Genomic DNA, 12,899 nt, shown 5'->3' with positions numbered 1-12,899 from the left:
CCCGGAGAACGCGCAAAAGTCACATGATTCTGAACCCGTTCGAGCGGTCCATGTCCCGGACCGCCACCGAAAACGCATGCAAGGAAAAGACGAGTAGCCATGGCTGAAAACTACGACGTGATCGTGCTCGGTTCGGGACCCGGCGGCTATGTCGCGGCAATCCGCTGTGCGCAGTTGGGCCTGAAAACCGCCATCGTGGAACGCGAACTTCTAGGCGGGATCTGCCTCAACTGGGGTTGCATCCCGACAAAGGCGTTGCTCCGCTCTGCCGAGATCAAGCACTTCATGGAACACGCCGGTGATTACGGCCTGAAAGTCGCGGGCAAGATCGAAGCGGACCTGGAAGCGGTGGTGAAGCGCAGCCGCGGCGTCGCCAAGCAGCTGAACCAGGGCGTCACGCACCTGATGAAGAAGAACAAGATCGCGGTCCACATGGGCGAGGGCACGCTGACCGGCCCGACTTCGCTGACCGTGAAAGGGGAGAAGGGCGAAGAGAAGCTCACTGCAAAGCATGTGATCGTGGCGACCGGCGCACGCGCGCGCGACCTGCCTTTCGCGAAAGCCGACGGCAAGCGCGTGTGGACCTACCGCCACGCCATGACGCCGGCCGAGATGCCGAAGAAGCTGCTGGTCATCGGATCGGGCGCGATCGGTATCGAGTTCGCCAGCTTCTACAACGACATGGGCGCGGACGTGACCGTGGTCGAAATGCTCGACCGGATCGTGCCGGTGGAAGACAAGGATGTCTCCGCCTTCCTCGAAAAGAGCCTGTCCAAGCAGGGCATGACCATCATGACCGGTGCAGGGGTCGAGGACCTCAATGTCACGGACAAGGGCGTAAAGGCGAAGATCAAGGCGAAGGACGGTAAGACCACCGAGACCCAATTCAGCCACTGCATCGTCGCCATCGGTATCGTCCCCAACACGGAGGACATCGGCGTCGAGAAGCTGGCGGAAATGGATCGCGGCTTCATCCAGATCGACGGGCTAGGGCGGACGAAGTCCAAGGGTCTCTGGGCGATTGGCGATTGCACGCCCGGACCCTGGCTCGCGCACAAGGCGAGCCACGAAGGCGTGACCTGCGCCGAAGCCATCGCGCAGGAACTGGGCAACAAGGACGTACATCCCCATCCGCTCGACCGTGCGAACATACCGGGCTGCACCTATTGCCACCCACAGGTCGCATCGGTCGGCCTGACCGAGGAGAAAGCGAAGGAAGCGGGCCACGAGGTGAAGGCGGGCACCTTCCCCTTCATCGGCAACGGCAAGGCGATCGCGCTGGGCGAGCCGGAGGGCTTCTGCAAGACGGTGTTCGATGCGAAGACCGGCGAACTGCTGGGCGCGCACATGGTCGGCGCGGAAGTGACCGAGATGATCCAGGGCTTCGTCGTCGGCAAGACGCTGGAGACCACCGAGGTGGAACTAATGCAGACGGTCTTCCCGCATCCCACGATCAGCGAAAGCATGCACGAAAGCGTGCTGGGCGCCTACGGCAGGGCTTTGCACATCTGACGCGGCAGACGAGGAACTGCCACGCACGGCCAGGCATTGCGAGGGAAAGGAGTTTCCATGACCGAACGTACCGATCCCGAAAAGCCGTCCGACAGCAAGACGATCAAGGAACACCGCGCGCTGATCAACCAGTCCTCGGTCAAGGCTGACGACTACCCGGAGACGGAGCGCAAGGACCAGTCGCTGGTCGACAAGTCGAAGCCCGCCAAGGGCAGCGTCGTGAACGCCGCACCGAAGCAGGACGAGGAAGAAGGCTGACCTTTCGGGGGAAGGCTGGCGGACAGGGTGGGATTCGAACCCACGAAGGGCTTGCACCCTTGCCGGTTTTCAAGACCGGTGCATTCAACCGCTCTGCCACCTGTCCGCGGTGCTGTTCCGCTAGCCTCGGGCGGGCCGGTTGTCACGTCCACAAAGCCGCATGGCACAATTCTGTGGCAACCCGTCGCAATTCATTGGCTGCACAGAAAAGGTGTGTGACAAGCAGGGCATGACGCTGAACCACCTCCCCATCTTCCTCGTCGCCCTTCTCGCCGGCGCATCGTCGCAGCAGATCGCAGCGCAGGACGTTTCCTTCGACGCCTATGTCGAACAGCTGGAAGCGCGCGCCCGCGCCGAAGGGGTGAGCGAAAGCACGATCCGGCGGATGACCGCAGGCCTGACGCCCAACATGCGCGTGATCGAGCTCGACCGGGGCCAGCCCGGTTCCGCGACCAGCAGCGGCTATCCCCGGCTCCAGCCCTATCTCGACACGCATGTGAACCCCACGCGCATCCAGCGGGGGCGGGAGACCTTCGCCCGCACGGCCTACCTCCACAGCCGGATCGAGGAGCGTTACGGTGTGCCTGCCGAAGTGCTGATGGCGATCTGGGGGCACGAGACCAATTACGGCGGCTACAAGGGCGATTTCGACCTGTCGCGCTCCCTCGCGACGCTCGCATGGGAAGGCCGCCGGCGCGAGCTCTTCGAAGGCGAGTTCATCGCTCTCATGAAGGTCGCTGACAAGGGCTACGACCGGTCGGACCTCGTCGGGAGCTGGGCCGGGGCGTTCGGCAATCCGCAGTTCCTCCCCAGCGTGTACCTCAGGCTGGCCACGGACGGCGACGGTGACGGGCGGGCCGACATCTTCAACAACCAGGCGGACACGCTTGCCTCGATCGCCCGCTATTTCGAGGATTCCGGCTGGCGACGGGGCCAGCCCTGGGGCATGCGCGCCTTCCTGCCCGACGGGTTCGACGTCGACGCGTACCGCTCCACCATCGTCGGCCCCACGTGCCCGCGCGTCCACGAGCGCCACAGCGAGTACAAGCCCGTTTCCGAATGGCGCCGGCTGGGCGTTTCGCTGCAAGGCTACCTGCCCGACGAAACGCTGGTCAGCCTGTTCCAGCCCGACGGCCCCGGCACCAGGGCATGGGCCTTAACGTCAAATTATAGGGTTATCCTCGAATACAACTGCTCGAACTACTATGCGATGAGTGTGGGGTTGCTTGCAGATGAGATTGCGCAATGACGCGAAAGCCTGTTTCCTGGCCATCGGAGGCGTGTTCGGCCTGACCGGCTGCGGCTTCGGCGGCGGCGATTACTTGGAGGTCCGCACCGCCGGCGACGAGGCCCCGCTGGCGGCGTCCGAACGCACCGTGCTGGGCGAACCGTTCACGGTCGACGGGGAGGTCTACACCCCTGCCGACACGATGAATTACGATGCGCTGGGTTACGCCGCACTGGACCGTCAGGCCTCCGGCGTATCCATCGCGCACAAGACGCTTCCGCTGCCGAGCTATGTCGAGATCACCTCGCTGACGGACGGCCGGACCATCCTCGCACGAGTGGACCGGCGTGGGCCGATGACCTCGGAGCGTCTCGCGGGCCTTTCGCCCGCCGCGGCGCAGCAACTGGGTGTCGCCGACGGCGCCGCCATTCGTATCCGCCGCGTGTTTCCGACCGATGTCGAGCAGGCCATGCTGCGGCAGGGTGGTTCGGCGCCGGCCAGGCTCGAAACTCCCAAGGCACTGCTGGCAGTCCTCTCGGAGAAACTCCCGGCGAGCGGCTGGGCGGATATCGCCGGCCCCCGACAGGCCGGAAGCGCGCCCGAGCCGCGTCCCGATCCTGTGCCGACGGTCGCTGCGGCACCTGCCCGACCTGTGAACGCGCCGACGCAGTCGGTCGCGGCGGAGGCCGATACCGCCCGGTCGTTCGACAGGGCTTTTCCGTCGACACCGGAACGACAGGCCAACAGCGACTATCCCCTGCGGCCCCTGCGCGAAGTGCCGCTGACGCCGCGTAGCCCTTCGCAATACGCTCCGCTGGCGATCGAGACCAGCGAAGCCCGCCCGCGGTCCGCCGCCCCGGCAAGTCCGTCGGCCACGGTCCGCTCTGCTGCCCCTGGCAACTTCGTCGTGCAGGCCGCGGCATTCTCCAATCGGGCCAATGCCGACAGGGCCGCCAAGGTGATCGGGGGCTTCGTCGAGCGTTCCGGCACCTATTTCCGCGTCCGCACCGGCCCGTTCGCCAATCGGGGACAGGCCGAAGCGGCACTCGCCAAGGTCAGGGCTGCCGGTTATAGCGACGCCAAGGTATTCACGACAGGCTGACCGCCGGCCCCCGCCGGTGGCGGGGAGACATCCACATCAAGACGGTTCCTGCATTGGTCGTCGGCGTATCCGCATCGATGCTGGGCGTCGGCGCGGGCCCCGCGCCGGGCGAAGCGAGTCTTATCGCCCGCGATGCGCCGATCGCGCTGGTGATCGACCAGTCCAGCGGCCAGGTCCTGTTCTCCAAGGATGCCGATCGCCGTTTCGTACCGGCATCGATGACCAAGATCATGACGACCTACGTCGCGTTCGAATTGATGGACGAAGGCAGGATCAAGCCCGACACCGTCTTCGAGATGAGCGACGAGGCCGCGAAGGAATGGACGGGCCAGGGTTCGCGCATGTTCCTGGAAGCCGGCGACCGCGTCCGGGTCGCCGACCTGCTGACCGCGATTACGACGATCTCGGCCAACGACGCCACCATCATGCTCGCCGAGGGAAGTCTCGGTTCGGTCTCCCGCTGGGTCGAACGCATGAACGCCGAGGCGCGTCGCCTGGGCATGAACAATACCCGTTTCGGTACTCCGAACGGCTGGCCGGACGAGGGCCGGACCTTCACGACGGCTGCCGATCTGGCGAAGCTCACGCGTGCGCTGATCGAACGGCATCCGGAGGAATACCGGCAGTACTACGGCAAGTCGGAGTTCGGCTATAACGGCATCGCCCAGTCCAACCACAATCCGATCACCGGGGTCGTCCCGGGCGCCGACGGGGTGAAGACGGGGTACACCAACCATGCCGGCTACGGTTTCGTCGGAAGCGCGAAACGGGGCGACACACGGATCGTGATGGTGGTCGGTGCCATGGGGAGTTCCCGCGATCGCGCCGAGGTTTCGCGCAACCTCGTAGAGTGGGGCTTCGATGGCTTCCAGCGCAAATCGCTATTCGGGAAAGCGGCGGTTGTCGGCCAGGCCGAGGTGCAGGACGGAGACCGTTTCTCGGTCGACCTGACGACTTCGCATCCGGTCGTGTTGGCTTGCCCATCGCGAAGCGCGTGCGAACAGGATGCGACGATCCGCTATCGCGGTCCCCTTCGCGCACCGATCGAAAAGGGCGAGCACGTGGCCGATCTCGTGGTTGCGACCCCGGGCCTGCCCGACACCGTCATACCGCTCGAAGCGGCGGACAAGGTCGAGCAGGCGTCCTTCCCGCGACGCGTGGTGAACGGTTTGGCGGGCGTCTTCCGGTGAGCACGGGACACTTTATCGCCTTCGAAGGGGGGGAGGGGGCCGGCAAGTCCACCCAGGCGAAAATGCTCGCCGACCACCTCGAGAAGCTGGGCCTGTCCGTCGACCTGACCCGCGAGCCGGGCGGCACCGACGGTGCGGAGTCCATCAGGAAACTCCTTCTTGATCCTCCGGGCAGGGAATGGAACGCGAAGGCCGAAGCTCTCCTGTTCGCTGCGGCTCGCTCGGATCACGTCAGCAACAGGATCGCGCCCGCCCTCGCGAGCGGCATTACCGTGGTCTGCGATCGGTTCCTGGACTCGTCTCGCGCCTACCAGGGCGGGGCGGGGGGCTTGGATGACGAGACCATCAAGGCCCTGCATACCTTCGGAAGCGACGGGCTGCTGCCAGACCTCGCCATTCTGATCGACGTGGCGGACGAAGAAATCGCGCACAGGCTCGCCCGGCGGGACGGCGGGAATTCCGATGCTATCGGCGGCCGGGCAGCCGCCTATCACGGTGCGGTACGCGAATCCTTCCGCAAGTTCGCGGCCGACGAGCCACACCGCTTCGTGGTGCTGGACGGATCCGGGAACGCCGACCAAGTCCACGCAAGGGTGGTCGAGGCCGTTGCCGATCGCCTGGAGCTCCGGTGATGCCACTCATCGGTCATGAAGCCGCCTGGGCCGCTTGGCACGATGCGCAGGCCGATGCACGGATGCACCACGCGTGGCTTCTCGCCGGCGCGAAGGGTCTCGGGAAAATGCAGTTCGCGCTTGCCGCGGCAGCGGACCTCGTCGCGTCCACCACCGATCCGCGAAGCCACCCAGACATTCACATTCTCGAACGGCTTCCGAAAGACGAGAAGGAAGAAAAGAAGCGCGCCGAGGGCAAGCCTTTCGAGACCAAGCGGAACATCCCTGTCGCCCAGATCCGATCTATGCAGCGCAGGCTTGAAACGCGACCGACCCTGGGTGACAGGCGCGCGATCGTCATCGATGCCGCGGACGATCTGGAAAAAGGCGCGTCGAATGCCCTGCTCAAGAGCCTGGAGGAACCGCCCGCAGGAACGATCTTCTTCCTCGTATCCCACAATGCCGCGCGGCTGCTGCCGACCATCCGGTCGCGCTGTCGGGTGCTGCGGTTCCGATCCGTGCCGGCGACGGAGTTGAGACAATTGCTGGCTCGGGAAGCCGCCGATGCGAATTCTGAGACAATCGAAGCCGCCATGATCGCCGCGGCCGGCTCACCCGGGGCCGCTCTCGATTTCGTCCGGAAGGATCTGGGTTCGGTCTACATGGCGATGAAGCAGATCGTGGAGCAGGGCGATCCCGACAGCACGCGGCGCGAAGCGATGATCGCCCGCATCGGAGCGCGGCCGGACAGGGAGAAGATCGGCGCGACGCTCGAACTCGCTTGCGCGGTTCTGGCAGGCGAGGTCCCGAACGCCGATTCTTCCTCCCTCGCGGCTATCCATGCTGCCTATCGCCAGGTCGTGGCGCTTGCCGAACAGGCTCCCACCTACAATTTCGATGCCGCCCTGCTTCTAGCCCGTCTGGGCGACTTGCTAGCCTCCGCTTCCCCTCATAGGGATCGGGTCGATGTCTGATCCATACTATATCACCACCGCAATCAGCTACCCGAACGGGCGCCCGCATATCGGTCATGCCTACGAGGCAATCGCTGCCGATGTCATCGCGCGATTCCAGTCCCTGAATGGCAAGGACGTCCGGTTCCAGACCGGGACCGACGAGCACGGGCTGAAAATGGCCCGCAAGGCGGAGGAGCAGGGCACCACCGCGCGCGCGCTCGCCGATGAGATGTCAGGTCATTTCAAGGCCATGTGCGACGCTTTGAATGTCAGATATGACCGTTTCATCCGAACGGTTGACGACGACCATCACCGCGCAAGCCAGGCGATCTGGCAAGCGATGGAGGCGAATGGCGATCTCTATCTGGACCGGTACGAAGGCTGGTATTCAGTCAGGGACGAGGCCTATTACGACGAGAAGGAGCTCGTCGAAGGGGAGGGGGGCGAAAAGCTCTCGCCGCAAGGTACCCCGGTGGAATGGACCGTGGAAGAAAGCTGGTTCTTCCGCCTGTCGCGATACGCGGACCAGCTGAAGGAGCTTCTCGAGACACCGGGATTTCTGGAACCCGAACGCAGCCGGAACGAAATGCTCGCCTTCGTTTCAGGCGGGCTGAAAGACCTTTCGATCAGCCGGACCAGCTTCGACTGGGGCGTCAAGGTTCCGGGCAGCGACAACCACGTGATGTACGTCTGGGTCGATGCGCTCACGAACTATATCACGGGGCTCGGCTATCCGGAGGATAGCGAGAACTGGAAAAAATTCTGGCCGGCAGATCTGCACCTGATTGGCAAGGACATCGTCCGGTTCCACACGATATACTGGCCGGCCTTTCTCATGAGCGCGAACATCGCGGTCCCGAAGAAAGTGTTTGCCCACGGGTTCCTCCTGAACAGGGGGCAGAAGGAGTCGAAATCCCTGGGCAATGTCACCGATCCGCTCGTCCTGGCGGATCAGTTCGGGGTCGACAACCTGCGATACTTCCTGTTGCGCGAAGTCACATTTGGCCAGGACGGCAGCTATTCCCCGGAAGCGATCGTGATGCGCTGCAACGCCGAACTCGCCAACAGCTTCGGTAATCTGGCGCAACGCACCCTTTCGATGATTGCGAAGAACCTCGACGGTCAGATCGGTTCTTTCGAGCCTGCAGGGGATGATCGGACGCTTCTTTCGCATGTCCAGAACGCCTGCCGGACGGAATTGCCCGCGCAGTTCGAGGCTCTGGCCTTCTCGCACGGCATCGAAGCATGGATGCAGGCGGTTTACGCATGCAACCAGTATGTCGACGAGCAGGCTCCGTGGGCCCTCAAGAAGACAGATCCGGAACGCATGCGTCAGGTCTTGCTGACACTGTTTATCGCCATTCGCGACCTCGCTCTCGCGATCCAGCCCGTGATCCCGGACAAGGCGGGTCAGATACTGGACCAGCTTGGCGTCAATCCGGAGCGGCGCTCCTACGCCGATCTGGCGGACGAAAGCTGGTTCGGCGCCCTTGCTGCAAATGGTCACCGGATAGATCCGCCCAAACCGGTCTTCCCGCGGCTCGAGCTTCCTGAGGTGGAGGCTGCATGATGCTGATCGATAGCCATTGCCACCTCGAATACGAAGGTCTCGTCGAAGAGCAGGGCGCTGTTCTGGACCGCGGTAGAGCGGCGGGAATCGGCGGATTCCTCAATATCTCGACAAAGCAGAGCGAATGGGATCAAGTCGTAGGAACAGCTGCCAGGGAAGCGGATGTCTGGGCCAGTGTGGGCATCCACCCCCATAACGCCGATGCGCATGCCGATCTGGCTCGCGATACACTGCTGGAAGCGACCCAGCACGAAAAGGTTATCGGGATCGGCGAAACCGGACTGGATTATTACTACGACAAGTCGGACCGGGACACGCAGCAGCGCCTGTTTCGCATGCATATCGATGTCTCGCGCGAGACCGGACTTCCGGTCATCATTCACACCCGCGATGCAGAAGCGGACACGCTGAAGATATTGCAGGACGAAACCGAACGCGGGGAATTTCCGGCACTAATCCATTGCTTTACCGCATCGGCCCAATTCGGCCGGGATGTTCTCGATCTCGGCCTGTCGATATCAATTTCCGGCATCGTCACGTTCAAGAGCGCGAAGGACCTCCAGGAAGTCGCAAAGACTATCCCTGCCGGTCGTCTGCTCGTCGAAACGGACAGTCCGTTCCTGGCGCCGGTGCCCCATCGCGGCAAGTCGTGCGAGCCAGCCTATGTGAGCGACACTGCAAAGTTCCTTGCTGAACTTCGCGGAAAGAGCGCAGAAGAACTGGCGACAGAAACGACAGATAACTTCTTCAAACTGTTCAAAAAAGCTGCAGCATGAAAGTCCTGGTTCTCGGCTCCGGAACCTCCAGCGGCGTGCCTCGCCTCGATGGCGATTGGGGTGCCTGCGATCCCGAGGAACCGAAAAACCGCAGAACGCGCGTATCCATCATGGTGGAGAACGACGAGGGCGGTCGGCTGCTCGTCGACACGTCGACGGACCTTCGCCAGCAATGCCTCGCCAACGGAATAGCCAGGATCGACGGCGTTTTCTGGACGCACGACCATGCCGACCATTGTCACGGCATCGATGATCTGCGCGTCCTTCGTTACAAGCGAAAGGTACCCATTCCCGGATACGGCTCCGGTGAAACGGTCCGGCGGCTTCGCCAGCGCTTCGACTACATCTTTGCAGGTCAGCATGGCTATCCCACGATCGTCAAGCTGGAGACGCTCGACACCGTTCGCATCTGCGCCGGCTTCGGGGTCAAATGGTGCCAGATGCCGCACGGACCGACGGAAAGTACAGGTTTCCGGTTCGATGCCGACGGGAAATCAATAGGATACGCGACGGACTTCAATCAGATCACGAACAAGATGCTGCAGTTGTTCGACGGCGTCGATGTTCTGGTCACCGACTGCTTGCGGAAGGAGCATCATCCCACGCACGCGAACCTTGAAATGGCGCTGGAGTTCGCTGCGCGGACGCGAGCACGTAAGACGGTGTTGAGCCATATGGACACCAGCATGGATTACGCGACGCTCCAGTCCGGTCTTCCCGACGGTGTGGTGGTCGGCTTCGACGGCTTGGAGATCGTAGCATGAACGATATGCAGTGGTATCAAATTATCTGGGGGATCGGCGTCCTTGCTCTCGCAGCGGGTGCGCTGGCCGGATATCAGTTGAGCTGGAAAAAAGGGCTCGTGTACATTCTCATATGGGGCGCAATCTTTGCGGGGGCGACCCTTTTGATGAACGCGATCGCACTTTGACAAGGCTCCTTTACTTTACATAATATATATTATCACTCTGATATATGTCCGACCAGACCGACCGCCTTCTGCAGATCATGTCCACCCTTCGCGACCCCGAGAACGGCTGCGAATGGGATCAGGCTCAAACGTTCAAGACGATCGCGCCCTATACGATTGAGGAAGCATACGAAGTTGCCGACGCGATCGCGCGCGGCGCGACCGAAGACTTGCGCGAAGAATTGGGAGATCTGCTCCTTCAGGTCGTATTTCACTCGCAGATGGCCGAAGACCAAGACCTGTTCAGCTTCGAAGACGTTGCCAGGAGCATCTGCGACAAGATGGTCGCGCGTCATCCGCACATCTTCGACGAAGCCGGCGGCCGAATGGACGAAACCCGCTGGGAGGATCTGAAAGAAAGCGAACGAAACAGAAAAGGCGCGGCGAGCGCCATGGATGGCGTCGCCAAGGCACTACCGGCCTTACTGCGTGCCGAGAAACTGCAGAAGCGGGCAGCGCGAACAGGCTTCGACTGGCCGGATCCCGAAGGTCCCGCGGCGAAAGTGGTCGAGGAGATGGCCGAACTGAAGGAAGCGCCGGAAGACAAGCGACTGGAAGAAGCAGGCGATCTGCTATTCGCAGCCGTCAATCTGGTCCGCGCGTACGGCATCGAGCCGGAAAGCGCTCTTCGCTCGGCCAACGATAAATTCGAGGGGCGCTTTCGCGCGATGGAGACCTTGGCCGAAGGGAGATTTCAGGATCTCGATCTCGAACAACAGGAAAATCTGTGGCAGGCCGTCAAGAAGTCCGTCCAGATTTCTGATAATTAAAGGCTTCGATACCGACCCAAGTCTTTCGAGCTTAGGCGAACGGATAGCGCGCGCTGCGGACCGCCCTCACCCATTCCCGCATCCTCGTCTTCGATGACTTCACCATGCGCGTGCAGCCATGCAATCTCCCGTCCTGCCGAGGCTGGCAACACGAAATGATGGGTCCTCGCTTCTCGCGTCAGCAAGGTGTCGATCATTCCGAACAACTCTTCCACCCCCTCTCCAGTCAACGCGGACACGGCGATCACGTCTTGCTCTCTCTGCGCCTGATCGAGCAGTTCCGTGCGCTGCTCGGTGTCGAGGAGGTCGATCTTGTTCCAGGCTTCGACGATCGGAATGGTCGATACCCCGTCGGCGATGACATCGAGTTCTTCCAGCACCTGCAGGACCTGGGTTTTCTGCGCGCCCGCGGACGGGTTTGCCATGTCCCTGACATGCACGATCACGTCGGCCGCGGTCACTTCCTCCAGCGTCGCGCGAAAGGCGGCGACCAGCTGCGTCGGCAAGTCGGAGATGAAACCGACAGTGTCGGATAGAATAGCCTTCTCGACGCCGGGCAAACGGACGGCGCGCATCGTGGGGTCGAGCGTTGCGAAGAGCAAATCTTCCGCCATGACGTCAGAACCCGTCATCCGATTGAAAAGCGTGGACTTTCCGGCGTTCGTATATCCCACCAAGGCGATGACGGGCCACGGTGCCCTGCCCCGTCTTTCGCGATGAAGAGCGCGCGTCTTTCGCACCTGCTCGAGCTCGCGCCGCAGACGGCCCATGCGCTGACGGATCATGCGACGGTCGGCTTCGATCTGTGTCTCACCCGGTCCGCCTAGGAAGCCGAAGCCGCCGCGTTGCCTTTCCAGGTGAGTCCAGCTTCGCACGAGCCTGCTCTGCTGGTAGTCGAGATGGGCCAGCTCGACTTGCAGGCGGCCTTCCGCCGTCGCCGCGCGTTCCCCGAATATCTCCAGAATTAGACCGGTTCGGTCGATGACCTTGCGCTCTAGCGCCGTTTCGAGATTTCGCTGCTGGATCGGCGTCAGTGCCCCATCCACCACGATCAGTGTTGCGTCTTCCATTTCCGCTTCGGCGGCGAGCGCCTCGACCTGACCGGAACCGAAAAACGTGTTGGGTTTCACGTCCCTTACGGGCTGAATGGCACGCGACGCGACCTCGATCCCGATCGCGAGGGCAAGCCCGCAAATTTCCTCGAGCCGCTGCTCCGCGTCGAGATCGTAGGTCTGCCCACGGACATCCGGGCAAACAACGATCGCACGCGCGCCGCGGGAGACTTCATTCTGGAGATCGTCGTCGAAACTCAGCTGTCGTCGCCTTCGAAATCTTCGGACAGGTCGATGTTCGTCGCAGGCTGGATGGTCGACACCGCGTGCTTGTAGGCGAGCTGCACGAAGCCTTCACGCTCGAGAAGAACGCAGAAAAGGTCATATGCGACAATCGCGCCCTGAAGCATAACACCGTTGACCAGGAACATGGTGACCTGAACGTCCGCGTCACGAACGCGCGACAGGAAGACGTCCTGCAACAAGCGCTGCTTCTTGCTGCTGTCCTGGCTCGCGAACTGGCTACCATCCATCGGATCGCTGGGCATGATCGTCGAGATGGCGTGCTTGTACACGAGTTGCGACTGACCTTCCCGACGCAGGAGGATCGAGAAATTGTCGAACCAGGTGACGATACCTTGCAGCTTCACGCCCTTGACCAAGAACATCGTGACCGGCGTGCGGTCCTTGCGAAGCTGGTTGAGAAAAGCGTCCTGCAAGTTGGGATGCTTACCGGCTTTTTCCGTCGGTTCAGGCTTCGAAACGGGCCTCGCCGAAAGAGTACCACTGGCAGCCATTTTTCGCTCCATTATTGGCGGCAACGTGCCGCATTCTGGCAAAAAGCGCCCAGCCTTCGCCGAAGTTCCCTCTCTTTATGGTGCGTCGCACCAAAATTGCCAAGATG

Annotated in this window: 14 protein-coding genes and 1 tRNA gene; 12 read left to right on the top strand and 3 right to left on the bottom strand. The window is 62.3% G+C overall.

Features of this window, described 5'->3' with window-relative positions; genetic code table 11:
* The first annotated feature begins 99 nt into the window (after nucleotides 1–99).
* The gene (gene lpdA / locus AB1K63_RS03350; protein WP_366958519.1) at nucleotides 100–1,512 is read left to right on the top strand and encodes a dihydrolipoyl dehydrogenase; all 1,413 of its coding nucleotides are present in this window, start codon (nucleotides 100–102) and stop codon (nucleotides 1,510–1,512) included.
* Between the two features lie 57 nt (nucleotides 1,513–1,569).
* A complete protein-coding gene (locus AB1K63_RS03345; protein WP_366958518.1) occupies nucleotides 1,570–1,770 on the top strand; it encodes a hypothetical protein in 201 nt (66 codons plus the stop codon).
* 16 nt (nucleotides 1,771–1,786) lie between these two features.
* Here AB1K63_RS03345 and AB1K63_RS03340 read toward each other — a convergent pair.
* Nucleotides 1,787–1,876 (bottom strand) — tRNA-Ser (locus AB1K63_RS03340).
* 123 nt (nucleotides 1,877–1,999) lie between these two features.
* Between AB1K63_RS03340 and AB1K63_RS03335 the strand changes: the two genes are divergently transcribed.
* Genes AB1K63_RS03335 through mazG form a run of 10 tightly spaced genes read left to right on the top strand, consistent with a single transcriptional unit; the run spans nucleotide 2,000 to nucleotide 10,943 of the window.
* Entirely contained in the window at nucleotides 2,000–3,019 is a 1,020-nt protein-coding gene (locus AB1K63_RS03335; RefSeq protein ID WP_366958517.1) for a lytic murein transglycosylase, read from the top strand.
* Nucleotides 3,003–4,100: an SPOR domain-containing protein gene (locus AB1K63_RS03330; protein WP_366958516.1), complete on the top strand. Its 1,098-nt coding sequence runs from the start codon at nucleotides 3,003–3,005 to the stop codon at nucleotides 4,098–4,100. Before AB1K63_RS03335 ends, AB1K63_RS03330 begins: the two co-directional genes overlap by 17 nt.
* 53 nt (nucleotides 4,101–4,153) lie before the next feature.
* Nucleotides 4,154–5,290, top strand: coding sequence for a D-alanyl-D-alanine carboxypeptidase family protein (locus tag AB1K63_RS03325; protein WP_366958515.1), 1,137 nt, complete (start codon nucleotides 4,154–4,156; stop codon nucleotides 5,288–5,290).
* Nucleotides 5,287–5,922: a dTMP kinase gene (gene tmk / locus AB1K63_RS03320; RefSeq protein ID WP_366958514.1), complete on the top strand. Its 636-nt coding sequence runs from the start codon at nucleotides 5,287–5,289 to the stop codon at nucleotides 5,920–5,922. The genes AB1K63_RS03325 and tmk overlap by 4 nt, the downstream gene beginning before the upstream one ends.
* Nucleotides 5,922–6,875, top strand: a complete 954-nt coding sequence (locus AB1K63_RS03315) for a DNA polymerase III subunit delta' (protein WP_366958513.1) — start codon at nucleotides 5,922–5,924, stop codon at nucleotides 6,873–6,875. The genes tmk and AB1K63_RS03315 overlap by 1 nt, the downstream gene beginning before the upstream one ends.
* Entirely contained in the window at nucleotides 6,868–8,427 is a 1,560-nt protein-coding gene (gene metG / locus AB1K63_RS03310) for a methionine--tRNA ligase (protein WP_366958512.1), read from the top strand. The genes AB1K63_RS03315 and metG overlap by 8 nt, the downstream gene beginning before the upstream one ends.
* Nucleotides 8,427–9,203, top strand: coding sequence for a TatD family hydrolase (locus AB1K63_RS03305; protein ID WP_366960636.1), 777 nt, complete (start codon nucleotides 8,427–8,429; stop codon nucleotides 9,201–9,203). The genes metG and AB1K63_RS03305 overlap by 1 nt, the downstream gene beginning before the upstream one ends.
* Complete coding sequence (locus tag AB1K63_RS03300) at nucleotides 9,200–9,967, top strand: MBL fold metallo-hydrolase (RefSeq protein ID WP_366958510.1); 768 nt, start codon at nucleotides 9,200–9,202, stop codon at nucleotides 9,965–9,967. Before AB1K63_RS03305 ends, AB1K63_RS03300 begins: the two co-directional genes overlap by 4 nt.
* Nucleotides 9,964–10,134 carry a hypothetical protein gene (locus AB1K63_RS03295; protein ID WP_366958509.1) on the top strand — a complete coding sequence of 57 codons (171 nt, stop codon included), beginning with the start codon at nucleotides 9,964–9,966 and terminating at the stop codon, nucleotides 10,132–10,134. Before AB1K63_RS03300 ends, AB1K63_RS03295 begins: the two co-directional genes overlap by 4 nt.
* Nucleotides 10,135–10,178: 44 nt before the next feature.
* On the top strand, nucleotides 10,179–10,943 hold the full coding sequence (mazG, locus tag AB1K63_RS03290) for a nucleoside triphosphate pyrophosphohydrolase (RefSeq protein WP_366958508.1): 765 nt from the start codon (nucleotides 10,179–10,181) through the stop codon (nucleotides 10,941–10,943).
* Here mazG and hflX read toward each other — a convergent pair.
* Nucleotides 10,940–12,256: a GTPase HflX gene (hflX, locus tag AB1K63_RS03285; protein ID WP_366960635.1), complete on the bottom strand. Its 1,317-nt coding sequence runs from the start codon at nucleotides 12,254–12,256 to the stop codon at nucleotides 10,940–10,942. The genes mazG and hflX overlap by 4 nt on opposite strands.
* A complete protein-coding gene (hfq, locus tag AB1K63_RS03280; protein ID WP_366958507.1) occupies nucleotides 12,253–12,792 on the bottom strand; it encodes an RNA chaperone Hfq in 540 nt (179 codons plus the stop codon). Before hfq ends, hflX begins: the two co-directional genes overlap by 4 nt.
* Between the last annotated feature and the right edge of the window lie 107 nt (nucleotides 12,793–12,899).

The sequence above is a fragment of the Qipengyuania sp. JC766 genome, assembly GCF_040717445.1.
GTDB lineage: Bacteria > Pseudomonadota > Alphaproteobacteria > Sphingomonadales > Sphingomonadaceae > JC766.
This window is presented reverse-complemented; position numbering and strand designations above follow the sequence as displayed.

Bases quoted from the DNA above. Each gene is read 5' to 3' on its own strand.
- lpdA (WP_366958519.1), top strand. From the start codon at position 100: ATGGCTGAAAACTACGACGTGATCGTGCTCGGTTCGGGACCCGGCGGC.
- AB1K63_RS03345 (WP_366958518.1), top strand. From the start codon at position 1,570: ATGACCGAACGTACCGATCCCGAAAAGCCGTCCGACAGCAAGACGATC.
- AB1K63_RS03335 (WP_366958517.1), top strand. From the start codon at position 2,000: ATGACGCTGAACCACCTCCCCATCTTCCTCGTCGCCCTTCTCGCCGGC.
- AB1K63_RS03330 (WP_366958516.1), top strand. From the start codon at position 3,003: ATGAGATTGCGCAATGACGCGAAAGCCTGTTTCCTGGCCATCGGAGGC.
- AB1K63_RS03315 (WP_366958513.1), top strand. From the start codon at position 5,922: ATGCCACTCATCGGTCATGAAGCCGCCTGGGCCGCTTGGCACGATGCG.
- metG (WP_366958512.1), top strand. From the start codon at position 6,868: ATGTCTGATCCATACTATATCACCACCGCAATCAGCTACCCGAACGGG.
- AB1K63_RS03305 (WP_366960636.1), top strand. From the start codon at position 8,427: ATGCTGATCGATAGCCATTGCCACCTCGAATACGAAGGTCTCGTCGAA.
- AB1K63_RS03300 (WP_366958510.1), top strand. From the start codon at position 9,200: ATGAAAGTCCTGGTTCTCGGCTCCGGAACCTCCAGCGGCGTGCCTCGC.
- AB1K63_RS03295 (WP_366958509.1), top strand. From the start codon at position 9,964: ATGAACGATATGCAGTGGTATCAAATTATCTGGGGGATCGGCGTCCTT.
- mazG (WP_366958508.1), top strand. From the start codon at position 10,179: ATGTCCGACCAGACCGACCGCCTTCTGCAGATCATGTCCACCCTTCGC.
- hfq (WP_366958507.1), bottom strand. From the start codon at position 12,792: ATGGCTGCCAGTGGTACTCTTTCGGCGAGGCCCGTTTCGAAGCCTGAA.